Genomic DNA, 13,973 nt, shown 5'->3' on the forward strand with positions numbered 1-13,973 from the left:
CAGGCGGACCGGACTCGATCAGGAGTGATCGATCACTGAGGCGAATCATGACGACACTCGTTGATACATTCCCTATACATGAGGTTCACCGTGCTCGGTCCGGTCAGCGCCAGCGCCGGTGGTCAGCCGATCCCGATCACCCGGGCGCAGCGCCGTGCGGTCCTCGCGTTCCTGCTGCTGCACGCCAACCGCGCGGTCACGGTGACCGAGCTGATCGACGCCCTCTGGGACACCGAGCCACCGGCCACCGCCCGTGCCCAGGTGTTCGCCGCGGTGTCCGCGGTCCGCCGGGCGCTGCGGGCGGCCGGCGCCGAGCCGGTGTCCAGCGTGCACGGCGGCTACCGGCTCGACGCCGGCCCCGACCGGCTCGACCTGCTGGCCTTCGAGGAGTCGGTGACCGCGGCCCGCGAGCACGCCGGCCGCGGCGACCTGGACGCGGCGGTCCCGGTGCTGCGCGACGGCCTGGCCCTGTGGACCGGCCCGGCGCTGGGCGGGGTCAGCGGCGCCTGGGTGGAACCGGCCCGGGCCTCCCTCGACGACCGCCGGCTGACCGCGATGGAGCAGCTGTTCGCCTGGGAGCTGGACCGCGGCGACCACGACGCGGTGCTGGCCGAGCTGACCGCCGCCACCGCCGCCGCGCCACTGCGGGAACGGCTGGCCGGCTGCCTGATGCTGGCGCTCTACCGGGCCGGGCGGCAGGCCGAGGCGCTGGCCGTCTACCGCCGCACGCACCGGCTGCTGGTCGACGAGATCGGCATCGAGCCCGGCCCCGAGCTGACCGCCCTGCACCAGGGCATCCTCAGCAACGACGACACGCTGCGGGCGCCGGCCACGGCCCGGGTCACCCGCCCGGCCGTCCCGCAGCGACGGTTCCTGCCCCGCGACATCCCCGACTTCACCGGCCGCGCCGACGAGCTGGCCCGGCTCGACGAGCTGACCGCCGACGCCGACCTGCTGGTGGTCGGCACGGTCGGCGTCGGCGGGGTCGGCAAATCGGCGCTGACCGTGCACTGGGGGCACCGGACCGCCGACCGGTTCCCGGACGGCCAGCTCTACCTCAACCTGCGGGGGTACGAGGACCGCGCCCCGCTGCGCCCGGCCGAGGCGCTGAGCACGCTCCTGGGCGCACTCGGGGTACCGCCGCAACGGGTGCCGTCCGATCTCGACGGCGCGTCCGCGCTGTTCCGGGCCACCCTGGCCGGGCAGCGGGTGCTCCTGGTGCTGGACAATGCCCGCTCCGCCGAACAGGTCCGCCCGCTGCTGCCCGGCGCCTCCCCGGCCCTGGTGCTGGTCACCAGCCGGGACACGCTCAGCGGCCTGATCGCCCGGGACGGCGCCCGCCGCCTCGACCTGGGGCTGCTGCCGCACGCCGACGCGCTCGCCCTGATCTCCCGGATCATCGGCGCCGACCGGGTCGCCGCCGAACCGCGGGCGGCCGACGACCTGGTGGCCGTCTGCGGGCGGCTGCCCCTGGCGGTGCGCATCGCCGCCGCCCACCTCAGTGTCCGGCCCGGGCAGAGCATCGCCGGCTACGTCACCGGGACCGGGCTCGACTCGCTGGCCATCGAGGGCGATCCGGCGAGCAACCTGCGGGTCGTGTTCGACCAGTCGTACCGGTCGCTGACCGGCGAGCAGCAGCGTGCGCTGCGGCTGATCGGGCCGGCGCCCGGTGGGGACGTGACCGCCGAGGCGGTGGCCGCGCTGACCAGCGGCGAACCGGCGGAGGCCGGGGCCGTCCTGCGGGCGCTGGCCGACGCCAGCCTGATCGTCGAGCACCGGCCCGGCCGTTTCACCATGCACGACCTGACCAGGGAGTACGCCAGCAGCCGGACCGACCAGGCAGAGCGTGGGCCGGCGCTGCGGCGGCTGACCGGCTGGCTGGTCGGAGCGGTCGAATCGGCGGTCGCCGTGTTGTATCCGGCCTACGCGCAGGCGCCCGGCGGCGGCGCGGTCACCCGGTTCACCGACGCCGGCGAGGCCCGCGAGTGGTTCGCCGCGGAGCTGGCCAACATCATCGCGGTGGTCGCGTCGGGGACGGCGCTGGGCTGCCCGGACGCGGTGTGGCGGCTCGCGTTCGCCCTCCGGTTCTTCTTCAACGGGCGGCTCGACGGGGCCACCGCGCTGATGCTGGGGCGGGCCGCCGCCGAGGCCGCCGACGGCACCGGCGATCCGCGGGCCCGGGCCTCCGCCGACCTGGTGATGGCCCGCGCCTACACCACCGACGGGCACGACCCGCGTTCCCGGGAGCACGCGCTGCGCTGCCTCGAACTGGCCCACGACGCCGGCTGGCACGACATCGAAGCCGACGCGCACAACTCGCTGAGCGTGCACCACATGTTCGCCGGTGAGCTGCGTCCGGCCGCCGATCACGCGCGGCGAGCCTTCGACCTGTCGATGGCGGCCGGGGTCGTACCCCCGCAGTATCTCGGCAAGGTGGGCCTGATCCTGCTGCTGATCGGGCAGCTGGCCGAGGCCGCCGACTGTTTCGAGCAGACCCTCGCCAGCCGCAACCACCAGGCCGGTTTCGGCCGGGCGATCAGCCTGCTGAACCTGGCCGAGATCCGCCGGCTCCAAGGCCGCGACGACGAGGCCGCCCAGCCGCTCGACGAGGCGATCGCGATCCTCACCGCCGAGGGCAACACCCATGTGGCGGCGCTGGCCGAGGCCGATCGGGGGCGCTGATCCACCGGCAGGGCCGCCACCAGGAGGCGTGGCGAATCCTGGAGAAGTCGCGGGCCGCGACGGCCGGGCGGGTCGACGTGATGAGCGGCTGGCAGCTGACCCAGCGGCACGCCGAGATGCTGATCGCGTCCGGGCGGGCCGCCGAGGCGATCGGGGAGCTGCTGGCCGCGCTCGACGGGGTCCGGTCGCTCGGTATCCGGCAGCCGGCCACCCAGTTGCTCGTCGTGCTGTCCCGGGCGCACGCCGGCAGCGACCCGGGGCGGGCCGCGGAACTCGCCGCCGAAGCCGTGGACGCCGCCCGGGCCGGGCAGTTCCTGCTGCTCGAGGGGCAGGCGCTGACCGCCCTCGCGGTGGCGCTGCGGGCGCTCGGGCGGGACGCGGAGGCGCTCGGCGCGGCCAAGGAGGCGCTCGGCGTACACGAACAGACCGGTCACGAGCCGGGCCGGGCCGAGACGGCCGCGCTTCTGGCCGGCCTGGAGGGGACGGCCGGCCCTCTATGATCATCCTCTATGGATCATCGACGCCTGGGACGTAGCGGCCTGTACATCAGCGAGGTCACGTACGGGAACTGGCTGACACACGGCGAGCTGGTCGGCCACGACCCGGCGCTGGCCTGCATCCGCGCCGCGCTGGACGCCGGCATCTCGACCTTCGACACCGCCGACGTCTACGCGCTCGGCGCGGCCGAGGAGCTCCTCGGCGAAGCCCTGCGCCCGGTCCGCCGTTCCTCGGTCGAGATCGCGACGAAGGTGTGCCTGCCGACCGGCGACGGTCCCAACGATCGCGGCCTGTCCCGCAAGCACATCACCGAGTCGTGTCACGCCTCGCTGCGCCGGCTCGGCACCGACTACGTCGACCTCTATCAGGCGCACCGCTTCGACGAGCGGACGCCGCTCGACGAGACGCTGGTCGCCTTCGACGATCTCGTCCGCCAGGGCAAGGTCCTCTACCTGGGCGTCTCCGAGTGGACGGCCCCGCAGATCCAGGCCGCCCTCGACCTCGCCGGAGACTCCGGCCTGCGCAGCCGGATCGTCTCGAACCAGCCGCAGTACAACATGCTCTGGCGGGTCATCGAGCCGGAGGTCCTGCCGCTCTGCCGCCGCGAGGGCCTCGGTCAGGTCGTGTTCCAGCCGCTCGCGCAGGGCGTACTGACCGGCAAGTACCTGCCCGGCCGGCCGCCGCCGGCGGGTTCGCGGGCGGCCGGCGGCGGTCGCGCCCCGCAGTTCATCCGCCGGGTGCTCGGCGACGAGCTGCTCGACCGGGTGCAGCGGCTGCGGCCGCTCGCCGACGAGGCCGGGCTGTCGATGGCCCAGCTGGCGATCGCCTGGACCCTGCAACAGGACGGCGTCAGTTCGGCGATCATCGGGGCGACCCGCCCGGAACAGGTCACCGAGAACGCCGCCGCGGCCGGGGTCCGGCTCTCCGGCGACCTGCTCGCCGGAATCGATGCGATCCTCGGTGACCTGGTCGACCGGGACCCGGCCAAGACCGCCCAGATGATGGCCGTGAAGGAAGGCTGGAGCGGCAGCGCGACCTGATCCGGGCGCGGAGACTAGGGTGGGGGCGGTGAGCCGACCACTGCTGGCCGTTGACGCCCCCAGTCTCTACTTTCGCGCGTTCCACGGGATTCCGGAGAAGGCCGCGCAGACCGAGGCCGGCGAGCCGGTCAACGCGATCCGCGGGTTCCTCGACATGCTCGCCCAGCTGATCCGGACACGGCGGCCGGACCGGGTGGTGTGCGCGCTGGACGCGGACTGGCGGCCGGCTTGGCGGGTGGAGCTGGTGCCGTCCTACAAGAAACACCGGGTCGCGCACGGGGATGTCGAGGAGGTGCCCGCCTCGCTGGAGAAACAGGTGCCGATCCTGCTGGAGACGCTGGCCGCGATCGGGATCCCGGCGTTCGGGGTGAAGGGCTACGAGGCCGACGACGTGCTGGGAACGCTCGCCGCCGGGCAGCCCGCGCCGGTCGAGGTGGTCTCCGGCGACCGTGACCTGTTCCAGCTGGTCGACGACGCGCGGGCGACCCGGCTGCTGTACTGCGGGCGGGGCGTGGCGAAACTGGAGGACGCCGACGAGGCGCTGGTGCTCGCCAAGTACGGGGTCGAGGCCCGCTGGTACGCGGACTTCGCGGCGATGCGCGGCGACCCGAGCGACGGGCTGCCGGGCGTCGCCGGGGTCGGGGAGAAGACGGCGGCCCGGCTGATCGAGCGGTACGGCGGGGTCGAGCAGATCGTGGCCGCCCTCGACGACCCGGACGCCGGGTTCGCGCCGGGCGTGCGCACGAAACTCGAGGCGTCCCGTGACTACCTGGCGAAGGCGCTGCCGGTGTGCAAGGTCGCCACCGACGTGCCGCTGCCCGATTTCGACCCGGTGCTGACCGGCTCGCCCCGCGACCCGGAGGCGCTGCTGGCGCTGGCCGAGCGGTGGAATCTGGCCGGCTCCGCCCGCCGCCTGGTGGACGCCATCGCGGGATAGGAAGGTTGCCGTCCGGTTGCGGGCGGGACGGTGCGCTCAGGTCGGGTCCCGGAGCCCCGATACGGCGGGTCGGCAACCCTGCCGCCCGACGAACGGAGTACGCATTGTCGACGCGAGTGGCTCGCGCGTGCTTCGGCGCCTGGACGCTGGTCCTGACCATCGTCTACTACGCCTTCCCGGACGCGCACCTGTACAGCTGGGCGGCGCTCGGCTACTCGTGTGCGATCGCCGTGCTGGTGGGGGTGCGCCTGAACCGGCCGCGCCGACGGCTGCCGTGGTACCTGATCAGCCTCGCCATCGCCTGCTTCACGACGGGCGACAGCGCGTACAACCTGATTCTGGCGCTCGGTGAGACGCCGACCTTCCCGGGTGTGGCGGACTTCTTCTACCTGGTGTTCTACCCGCTGCTGACGGCCGGGCTGCTGATGATGATCAGGGCCCGGAACAGCGGTGACGCCAACCGGTCGGCGCTGCTGGACGCCCTGGTGCCGACGGTCGGGCTGGGTCTGCTGGCCTGGGTGTACTGGATCGCCCCGTTCACCCGTTCCGAGCACCTGTCGATGCTGGAGAAGCTGGTCTCGATCGGCTACCCGCTCGGTGACGTGCTGGTCCTGGCGATGATCCTGCGGATGTTCACCGGCTCCGGCAAGCGCCTGGACTCGGTGGCCACGTTCGGCGTCGCCATGGTCGGGCTGCTGATCTCCGACGTGTTCTACGGCCAGTCGCAGCTGAACAGCGCATGGGCGCTGGGCGGCCCGGTCGACCTGGGCTGGATCGTCTTCTACTCGGCGATGGGCTACGCGGCGCTGCGGCCGGGGATGGGTTCGCTGACCGAGCAGATCGAGCGGCCCAACCCGGGCATGGGCAGCCACCGGCTGTTCTGGATGAGCACCGCCGCGCTGATCGCCCCGGGCGTGCTGGCGCTGGAGTACCTGCAGGGCCGGGAGGCGGAGATCGCCCGCGGCGGGGTCGTCGACGCGCCGGTCATCGCGGGCGCCGCAGCTGTGATGTTCCTGCTGGTGCTGGCCCGGGTCGCCGACCTGGCCCAGTCGCAGCGGCAGGCCGGCAGCCGGGAGCGGGCGCTGCGGGAGGCCGGGTCGCTGCTGTTCGCGGCGGCGACCGAGGAGGACGTGACCCGGGCGGTCAAGGAGGCGGTGGCCCGTCTGATGCCCGCCGACCAGCCGTACCACCTCCAGTTCCTGCCGCCCGAGGAGGGCACGGACAGCGCGACGGCGGTCCGCCGGATCCCGTCGGCGAACCTGCCGGAGGGCTTCTCGTCGGGCGGTTTCCGGCATGTCGTGCACGCCACGCAGCGGCTGTCCGGGCACCGTACCGGCCGGCTGGTGATCGGCGCGGCCGACCCGGTGCTGCACCTGCTGCTGCCCGCGTTCGAGACGCTGAGCTCGCAGATCGCCGTGGTGCTGGAGCGCATCGAGCTGACCGCCGAGGTGAGCCGCCGCGAGGGCGAGACCTGGTTCCGGACGCTGATCCAGAGCGCCGCCGACGTCATCCTGATCCTGGACGCCAACGGCACCATCAGGTACGCGACCCCGTCTGCGGAGACGTTGTTCGGCGCCGACCCGACCGGGTCGCCGCTGGCCGGGCTGATCGCCGACGGCTCGCAGGAGGCGCTGCGCGAGATCCTGTTCCGGATCCGGTCCGGCGTCGGCGACCTCGACGACATCCAGCTGACCGGGGTACGCGCCGACGGCCGCCCGATGGAGATCGAGTGCGACCTGCGTGACCTGCGCAACGACCCGTCGGTAGCAGGTCTCGTGGTGACCCTGCGGGACGTGACCGAACGACGCGGCCTGGAGAAGGACCTCACCCACCAGGCGTTCCACGACGCGCTGACCGGGCTGGCCAACCGGGTGCTGCTGAAGGACCGGCTGGAGCAGGCGTTCTGCGTGGCCGAGCGGGACGGCGCGACCCTCGGTGTGCTCTTCGTCGACCTGGACGACTTCAAGGAGGTCAACGACACCCTCGGGCACGCCGTCGGCGACCAGCTGCTGCTCACGGTGGCCCAGCGGATCTCGGAGAACATCGGCAAGGGCAGCACCGCGGCCCGGATGGGTGGCGACGAGTTCGCGGTCCTGGTCGAGCAGAGCGACTCGGTCGACGCCGCCGAGCAGGTGGCGGCGGCTCTCGTCGAGGCCCTGGCGGTGCCGGTGGAGGTGACCGACGGCAACGGCGGCACCCACATGATCAGCGCCAAGTGCAGCGTCGGTGTCGCCACCAACCGGGACGCGGACACCGCGACCGAGCTGCTCCGGCACGCCGACCTGGCCCTCTACCTGGCCAAGGGCAACGGCAAGGGTGGCTGGCAGCGGTACCAGAACGACCTGCACACCGCGATGATGCAGCGGCTGGAGATGCGTACCGCCCTGCACGAGGCGATCGACGACGAGCAGTTCGTGCTCCAGTTCCAGCCGATCGTCGAGCTGGTCGACCAGCGGATCACCGGCGTCGAGGCGCTGGTCCGCTGGCAGCACCCGGCGAAGGGGCTGCTCGGCCCGTTCCACTTCGTCGAGGCGGCCGAGGAGAGCGGCGCGATCGTCGGGATCGGGGCGTGGGTGCTGCGCGAGGCGCTGCGGCAGTTCGCGCAGTGGAAGACCGAGAACCCGGAGACGACCCTGCGTTACGTGAGCGTCAACGTGTCGGCCCGGCAGTTCCGGGGCGCCGACTTCGCCGAGCAGGTACGGGCGGCGCTCGCCGAGACCGGCGCGCGGCCGGAGTGGCTGCTGCTGGAGATCACCGAGAGCCTGGTGCTGCGGGACGCCGACAAGGTGCTGGCCGACCTCAAGGCGCTGCGGGCGATGGGCGTGCGGATCGCGATCGACGACTTCGGCACGGGTTACTCCTCGCTGAGCTACCTGCGTCAGATGCCGGTGGACGTGCTGAAACTGGACAAGTCGTTCATCGACGACATCCTGCACAGCCGGCAGCAGCACGCGCTGGTCGACGCGATCGTCACCCTGTCGCACAACCTCGACCTGGCCGTCGTGGCCGAGGGCATCGAGGAGGCCGGCCAGCGGGCCGCGCTCGACGCGATGGGCTGCCAGTACGGCCAGGGCTACCACTTCGCCCGGCCGCTGTGGCCGGGTGACATCCCGGCCCTGGCGGTGCGCCCGGAGCCCTATCCGGTACGGCAGCAGGCGACCGTGTGATGACATCCGACAGATAAGCGTGCGGGTGGTTCGACGGTTATCTACTGGCGCGGCGGCCCGGTAGAGGGCAGGGTCTGGGGTGTGCTGAACAACCCCGTGTGGGCCGCCCTCACCGGGCCGCAGGCGTGTTTCGCCGAGGCCGCGGGCAACGCCGCCCGATACCAGCCCGAGATCGCCCCGTTCGCCGCGCTGTCTGATCCCGCCGATCCGGCTGCCTGGCGCGACCTCGCCACGATCACCGACTACGCCGTGCTCACCGGCCCGTCGATCACCCCGCTCGCGGGGTGGCAGACCGACCGGGTGACGCCTGGCGTGCAGATGATCGGGCAGAGCATGTCCGGGGTGGAGGACCCGGATGCCGTCCTGCTCACCGAGAAGGACGTGCCCGAGATGCTCGACCTGGTCGCCCGCGCCGAGCCCGGCCCGTTCCTGAAACGGACCATCGACCTGGGTCGCTACCTGGGGATCCGGGACGGCGACGGCCGGCTGATCGCGATGGCCGGCGAACGGTTCCGGATGCCGGGATGGACCGAGGTGAGCGCGGTGTGCACCGACCCGGAACACCGCGGCAAGGGCCTCGGCGCCCGGCTGACGCTCGCGGTGGCGGCCGGCATCCTGGCCCGCGGCGAGCTGCCGTTCCTGCACGCGGTGCACGACAACGAGAACGCGATCCGCCTCTACGGCCGCCTCGGCTTCACCCACAGCGCCGACGTGATCTTCGCGTCGTACCGTTGCTAGCTGGCTCCGCTTCGAGACGCGCCTGCCGGTGATCACCGGATCAGCCCGGCGGGCGCGTTTCGGCCTGGACTGTCGCCTGCGTCGCGGGGTGGCCACGGTGCTCTTCGTGGCCGTACCGAATAAAAGGGTTAAAGCTGGCCGTGATTCGGCGGCAACTGGTCCGCCAGGTCGTATGCGGCGATATGGGTGTATTTGTAGTCGATCGGGTCGTGCACGCTGTGGGTGCGGGCGTTGCGCCAGTGCCGGTCCAGGCCATACTTCGCGGCGGCCGAGCTGGTGCCGCAGAGGGTGAACAGCTCCGAGCCGGCCTCCAGCGCCACCTCGCTGCCGAACGCCTTCGCCGCGGCCACCGCGAGGCTGCCGCGCGCCGCGGCCTGCGCGTCGGCCGGGATCAAACCCACTTCCTCGAGGGTACGGCCGGACGACTCCAACAATGCCTCAGCAGCCAGGACACGGGTCGCGAGACGGCCGTAACGGTGCCGCACGTGCGGGTCGTCGGTGGCGGCCGCCGCACCGTGCCGGACCGCCTCGGTCGACGGGCGGGCCTTCTCCCGTAGATAGTTGCGGGCGTCCCGCAGCGCCGCCCCGGCGATGCCCACCTCGATCGCCGTGTGCACGAGCTGCGCCCGCGCGCCGAGCTGCTGCGGCACCTCGTAGGCGTGCGCGTAGTCGATGCGCAGCCCCGGCTCGACCGGAACCTGCCGGAACGTCGCCGTCCCGCTGATCGTGGCACGCTGGCCGATCATGTCCCAGTCGGTGTCCACCTGAACGCCCTCGGCGTCCCGCGGCACCATCGCCAGGACCACCCGGCCGGACTCGTCGAGCGCGCTGACCGCGATCCACGCGCTGGTCAGAGCCCCGGTCGTGTAGAACTTGACGCCGTCCAGCAGTCCGCCGGCGATCCGGGTCCGCAGGTCCTGGGCGTGTTTGCCGCCGCGTTCGGCGAGGGCGTTGCCGAGGCGCCGGCCGGCCAGCACGTCGCCGAGGATCCGCTTGCGGGCCTCCGGGCCGCCGTGCACGACCAGGACGTCGACCATCAGGAAGTGCCCCTGCGGGACCTGGGCGATCGCCGGGTCGGCGGCGGCGATGATCCGGGTCACCTCGGCCAGGGTGCGCGGCCCGAGGCCGGGCCCGCCGTCGGCGGCCGGCACGGTGATGCCGAGCAGCCCGGAGGCGTCCAGGGCGGCGATCGCCTCGTGCGGCACGACGTCGGCGCCGTCCCGGTCGCGCTGGATCGCGCCCGGAATCAGGGTCTCGGCGAGCTGATGGGCGGTGGTGACCGCCTCGTCATGGGTCTGGGGTACGGCCATCAGCCGATCCTAGGTACCGCCGTCCCTCAAGTGATGCGGGGCGGGACCGATCAGCACCGGCGTCAAACCATCTAGGAGGCGCTGTGCACACACCGAGTCGACGGAAGCCGCCACCGCGGCACCGCCGCCCGGCACGTGGGATGCCGCGCGCCTACCTGGGGCTGGGCGCCCTGTACCTGGCCGCGCTGGCGGTCTCCGTGGTCAATTTCGCCTCAGAGCTGTCCTGGTACGAGCCGGCGGCCGAGGTGGCCCGGCTCTCCTTCGGCGTGTTCGGCCTGGTCGCGGCGGTACGTGCGGCCCGGATGCCGGCCCTGCCACCGCGACTGCGGCAGGCCTGGGGCGCGGTCGCCGCCTGCTTCGCGACGCTCGTCGTCGCGGTGCCGCTGCTGATGGTGTTCGGCGACGGCAGCGGCGAACACTCGCACTGGGACGACGCCACCCACGTGGTGTTCGTGACCGCGCTGCTGATCGCGTTGCAACGGTTCCCGCTGGCCCCGACGAACCGCCGGGACCGGATCAAGGCCGGGGTCGACGCGCTGACCGTGATGGCCGGCGGCTCGGTGGTCCTCTGGTACACCGCGATCGGCCCGATGCTCCAGCGTTCCGGGCTCTCCACCGACGTGCTGTTCAGTGCGGCCGTCTACCCGCTCGGTGACCTGGCGCTGCTGTTCAGCGCGGTCCGGGCGATGCTGCGCGGCGCCGACGAGTCGGCCCAGCGGCCGCTGCGGCTGCTCACCGCCGGCACCCTGATCCTGTTCACCGGCGACGCGGTGCACGGCTTCCTGGACGGGCAGTGGGGTGCGGCGATGCCGGTCTCCTGGCAGTTCATCTGCTGGATCTCGGCCGACGCCCTCCTCGCGGCCGCGGCCCTCACCCAGGGCCGGGCCGGGTCGGCCGCCACGCTGCGCCACTTCGGCGTCGGCCGGTACATGCCGTTCGTCGCGGTCGCCGTGGCGCAGGTGCTGATGCTGGCCGAGGCGGCCCGCGACGGCGAGTTCTTCCCGTGGGGCGGGCTCGCCCTCGGCGGGGCGGTGCTCAGTGTGCTGGTGCTCTACCGGCAGACGATCGTGCAGCAGGAGAGCGACGAACGGGCGCTCACCGACGGGCTGACCGGGCTCGCCAACCGGAGCATGTTCCGCAAGGTCTCCTACCGGAACCTGGCCCGCGGCCGCCGCATGTCGATCCTGGTCATCGACATGAACGGGTTCAAACAGATCAACGACACCCTCGGGCACAAGGCCGGCGACCGGGTGCTCGTCGAGTTCGCCGCCGTGCTGCGGCAGTGCGTCCCGGCGCCGGGCCTGCCGGTGCGCCTCGGCGGCGACGAGTTCGCGGTGGTCCTTCCGGAGATCAACACCGCCGAGGAGGCGTACGACGTAGCCGGCCGGATCGCCGCGGCACTGGGCCCCGTCATGGTCGAGGGGCGGCTCATCACGCTCGCGGCGAGCATCGGTGTGGCCGTCAGTGGTCCCGGCGAGCTCACCCACGACGAGATCGTGCACCGCGCCGACCTGGCCATGTACCGGGCCAAGTCGCTCGGGCCGGAGACCCGCTGGGCGATCTGGCAGGAATCCCTGGAACCCGCCGCGCAGGAACCCGCCGTCGAACTTCCGGTCGCCGCCTGATCGCCCTCTGATCGCCCTCTGATCGCCCGCGCTCGTCACGTTCGCGGCCATGGCCTGATTGCCCGCGCTCGTTACGTTCGCGGCCATGGCCTGATTGCCCGCGCTCGTTACGTTGGCGGGCATGGTCACACCGGACGTGCCACGGCGCAGCGACGGCATTCTGGCCGAGTTCCGCATCGAGACCGGGCCGGAGCCGTGGATCACGTTCCGCGGATGCATCGACGGGGCCTGCACCGCGTCGGCGCCCTACTCGGCGCTCCCTGACCTGGTCGCGCACTTCGAGTCGCTGCCGAGGCTGCGGCCCGCCCCGGCCGGCAGCGGCGAATGGGAACGGCTCGTGCACTACCTGCGTGAGCTGGCCCGCACCGGCGAGCTCACCGGAGATCTGGAGATCCGGGTGGCCCGGGACCGGGTGGCCGCCCACTTCGCCGCGGCGACTGACAGGTTTATGCCAGATCCATCAGATCCGATGGGCGGATGAAGCGTGCACTGGCACTGATGCTGTCCGCCGTACTCGCGCCGCTGGCTGTTCCGGCGGCCGCTTTGTCTTCTCCGCCGTCCGCCACCTCCAACGCCTCCGTGATCACCTGGAACGAATACGCTCAGGCCGCGATCTGGGATGTCGCCCGGGAGAACCCGTGGGTGCAGAGCCGTAGCTTCGCGATGGTGCAGGGGGCCGTCTACGACGCGGTCAACGCCATCGCCGGCCGGCCGTACGAGCCGTATCTGTCGGCGCCCCGGACCACCGGCCGGGAATCCACCGACGCCGCCGTCGCGGCCGCCGCCCACCGGGTCCTGGCCGCGCTCTTCCCCGCCCAGCGGGACCGGCTCCAGGCCCAGTACGACACCTACCTGGCCGGCATCCCGGACGGCCGGGCCGAACAGTCGGGCATCGCCGTCGGCGAGCGCACCGCCGACGCCATGCTCGCCGCACGGGCCGGCGACGGCGCGTTCGGGGTCGAGGCGTTCCCGGTCGGCACCGGACCCGGTCAGTGGCGGCCCACCCCGCCGACGTTCGCCAACGCCGGCGCGTGGTCGGCTGACCTGCGGCCGTTCGTGCTGCCCAGGGCAGACCTGTTCCGGACCGCCGGACCGCCCTCGCTGACCGGCGCCACCTACACCCGCGACTTCGGCGAGATCAAGGTGATCGGCGCGGTGAACAGCGCCACCCGCACCGCCGACCAGACCGACGCCGCCCGCTGGTGGCACGACAGGCGACTCGGACAGTGGGAGATCAACCGGCAGCTCGCCGTCACCCAGCGCCTCTCCGCCGTGCAGAGCGCCCGCCTGCTCGCCATGGTCAACATCGCCGCGTCGGACGCCAACACGGCCTGCTTCAACGAGAAACGTCACTGGGGCTTCTGGCGTCCGGTCACCGCGATCCAGCTCGCCGACACCGACGGCAACCCGGACACCACCGGCGACCCCACCTGGATGCCGCTGCTGATCACACCGGGCAGCCCCGACTACACGTCCGGGCACGCGTGCGCGACCGGCTCCAACATGACGATCCTGCGCTTGTTCTTCGGCCGCGACGACATCCCGTTCCACGCGACGAGCGCCGACACCGGAACGACCCGCTACTTCACCAGCTTCTCCGGCGCCCTCACCGAACTGATCAACGCCCGGGTGTGGGGCGGCATCCACTTCCGCTCAGCCGACACGGCCGGCGCGGGAGTCGGCGCCAAGACGAGCCTCTACTTGTACCTGCACACTTTCCGCCGCCGCTGACCCACCAGCCCACGCCACCTTCCTCGCCGCGCCACCCCCGCCACGCTCCCCACCGCCCCACGCCACCCGCCGCGGCACCCCACGCCACCCCGCCGCAGCGCCCCGCCACCCGCCCCGGGCCACCTGTCGCGGGGGGGGGGGCCCCCCCCCCCCGCCCCCCGCCGCCCCCCCGCCCCCCCGCCCCCCCGCCCCCCGCCCCCCCCGCCCCCCCCCGCCCCCCCCCCCCGCCCCCCCCCCCCCCGCCC

At 72.9% G+C, this 13,973-nt stretch carries 10 protein-coding genes; 9 read left to right on the plus strand and 1 reads right to left on the minus strand.

The window, feature by feature from the left end; genetic code table 11:
* The first annotated feature begins 78 nt into the window (after positions 1-78).
* The 6 genes from AB0E94_RS48925 (at position 79) to AB0E94_RS48950 (ending at position 9,062) form a co-directional block, all read left to right on the plus strand.
* Positions 79-2,682: an AfsR/SARP family transcriptional regulator gene (locus AB0E94_RS48925; RefSeq protein ID WP_360342421.1), complete on the plus strand. Its 2,604-nt coding sequence runs from the start codon at positions 79-81 to the stop codon at positions 2,680-2,682.
* A gap of 80 nt (positions 2,683-2,762) precedes the next feature.
* A complete protein-coding gene (locus AB0E94_RS48930) occupies positions 2,763-3,182 on the plus strand; it encodes a hypothetical protein (protein ID WP_360342424.1) in 420 nt (139 codons plus the stop codon).
* Positions 3,183-3,191: 9 nt separating this feature from the next.
* Positions 3,192-4,220, plus strand: a complete 1,029-nt coding sequence (locus AB0E94_RS48935) for an aldo/keto reductase family protein (RefSeq protein WP_360342427.1) — start codon at positions 3,192-3,194, stop codon at positions 4,218-4,220.
* Positions 4,221-4,248: 28 nt separating this feature from the next.
* On the plus strand, positions 4,249-5,157 hold the full coding sequence (locus AB0E94_RS48940; RefSeq protein WP_360342430.1) for a 5'-3' exonuclease: 909 nt from the start codon (positions 4,249-4,251) through the stop codon (positions 5,155-5,157).
* 104 nt (positions 5,158-5,261) lie between these two features.
* On the plus strand, positions 5,262-8,324 hold the full coding sequence (locus AB0E94_RS48945) for an EAL domain-containing protein (RefSeq protein ID WP_360342433.1): 3,063 nt from the start codon (positions 5,262-5,264) through the stop codon (positions 8,322-8,324).
* Between the two features lie 81 nt (positions 8,325-8,405).
* On the plus strand, positions 8,406-9,062 hold the full coding sequence (locus AB0E94_RS48950) for a GNAT family N-acetyltransferase (protein WP_360342436.1): 657 nt from the start codon (positions 8,406-8,408) through the stop codon (positions 9,060-9,062).
* Between the two features lie 128 nt (positions 9,063-9,190).
* Here the strand turns inward: AB0E94_RS48950 and AB0E94_RS48955 are convergent, their stop codons facing one another.
* The gene (locus AB0E94_RS48955) at positions 9,191-10,372 is read right to left on the minus strand and encodes an acyl-CoA dehydrogenase family protein (protein WP_360342439.1); all 1,182 of its coding nucleotides are present in this window, start codon (positions 10,370-10,372) and stop codon (positions 9,191-9,193) included.
* 140 nt (positions 10,373-10,512) lie between these two features.
* On the opposite strand from AB0E94_RS48955, the gene AB0E94_RS48960 reads away from it, so the two are divergent.
* The 3 genes from AB0E94_RS48960 (at position 10,513) to AB0E94_RS48970 (ending at position 13,728) form a co-directional block, all read left to right on the plus strand.
* The gene (locus AB0E94_RS48960) at positions 10,513-11,997 is read left to right on the plus strand and encodes a GGDEF domain-containing protein (protein WP_360342442.1); all 1,485 of its coding nucleotides are present in this window, start codon (positions 10,513-10,515) and stop codon (positions 11,995-11,997) included.
* A 121-nt stretch (positions 11,998-12,118) separates the two neighbouring features.
* Entirely contained in the window at positions 12,119-12,478 is a 360-nt protein-coding gene (locus tag AB0E94_RS48965) for a hypothetical protein (RefSeq protein WP_360342445.1), read from the plus strand.
* Positions 12,475-13,728 (plus strand): vanadium-dependent haloperoxidase, encoded by a 1,254-nt coding sequence (locus tag AB0E94_RS48970; RefSeq protein ID WP_360342448.1) that lies wholly within the window; start codon positions 12,475-12,477, stop codon positions 13,726-13,728. The genes AB0E94_RS48965 and AB0E94_RS48970 overlap by 4 nt, the downstream gene beginning before the upstream one ends.
* The last annotated feature ends 245 nt before the right edge of the window (positions 13,729-13,973 follow it).

Origin of the sequence: Actinoplanes sp. NPDC026670 (genome assembly GCF_040638175.1) — a bacterium.
Lineage (GTDB): Bacteria > Actinomycetota > Actinomycetes > Mycobacteriales > Micromonosporaceae > Actinoplanes.

What these genes read in the sequence shown, in the direction of transcription:
- AB0E94_RS48925 (WP_360342421.1), top strand. Translation starts at nt 79, where the DNA reads ATGAGGTTCACCGTGCTCGGTCCGGTCAGCGCCAGCGCCGGTGGTCAG.
- AB0E94_RS48930 (WP_360342424.1), top strand. Translation starts at nt 2,763, where the DNA reads ATGAGCGGCTGGCAGCTGACCCAGCGGCACGCCGAGATGCTGATCGCG.
- AB0E94_RS48935 (WP_360342427.1), top strand. Translation starts at nt 3,192, where the DNA reads ATGGATCATCGACGCCTGGGACGTAGCGGCCTGTACATCAGCGAGGTC.
- AB0E94_RS48955 (WP_360342439.1), bottom strand. Translation starts at nt 10,372, where the DNA reads ATGGCCGTACCCCAGACCCATGACGAGGCGGTCACCACCGCCCATCAG.
- AB0E94_RS48960 (WP_360342442.1), top strand. Translation starts at nt 10,513, where the DNA reads ATGCCGCGCGCCTACCTGGGGCTGGGCGCCCTGTACCTGGCCGCGCTG.
- AB0E94_RS48965 (WP_360342445.1), top strand. Translation starts at nt 12,119, where the DNA reads ATGGTCACACCGGACGTGCCACGGCGCAGCGACGGCATTCTGGCCGAG.
- AB0E94_RS48970 (WP_360342448.1), top strand. Translation starts at nt 12,475, where the DNA reads ATGAAGCGTGCACTGGCACTGATGCTGTCCGCCGTACTCGCGCCGCTG.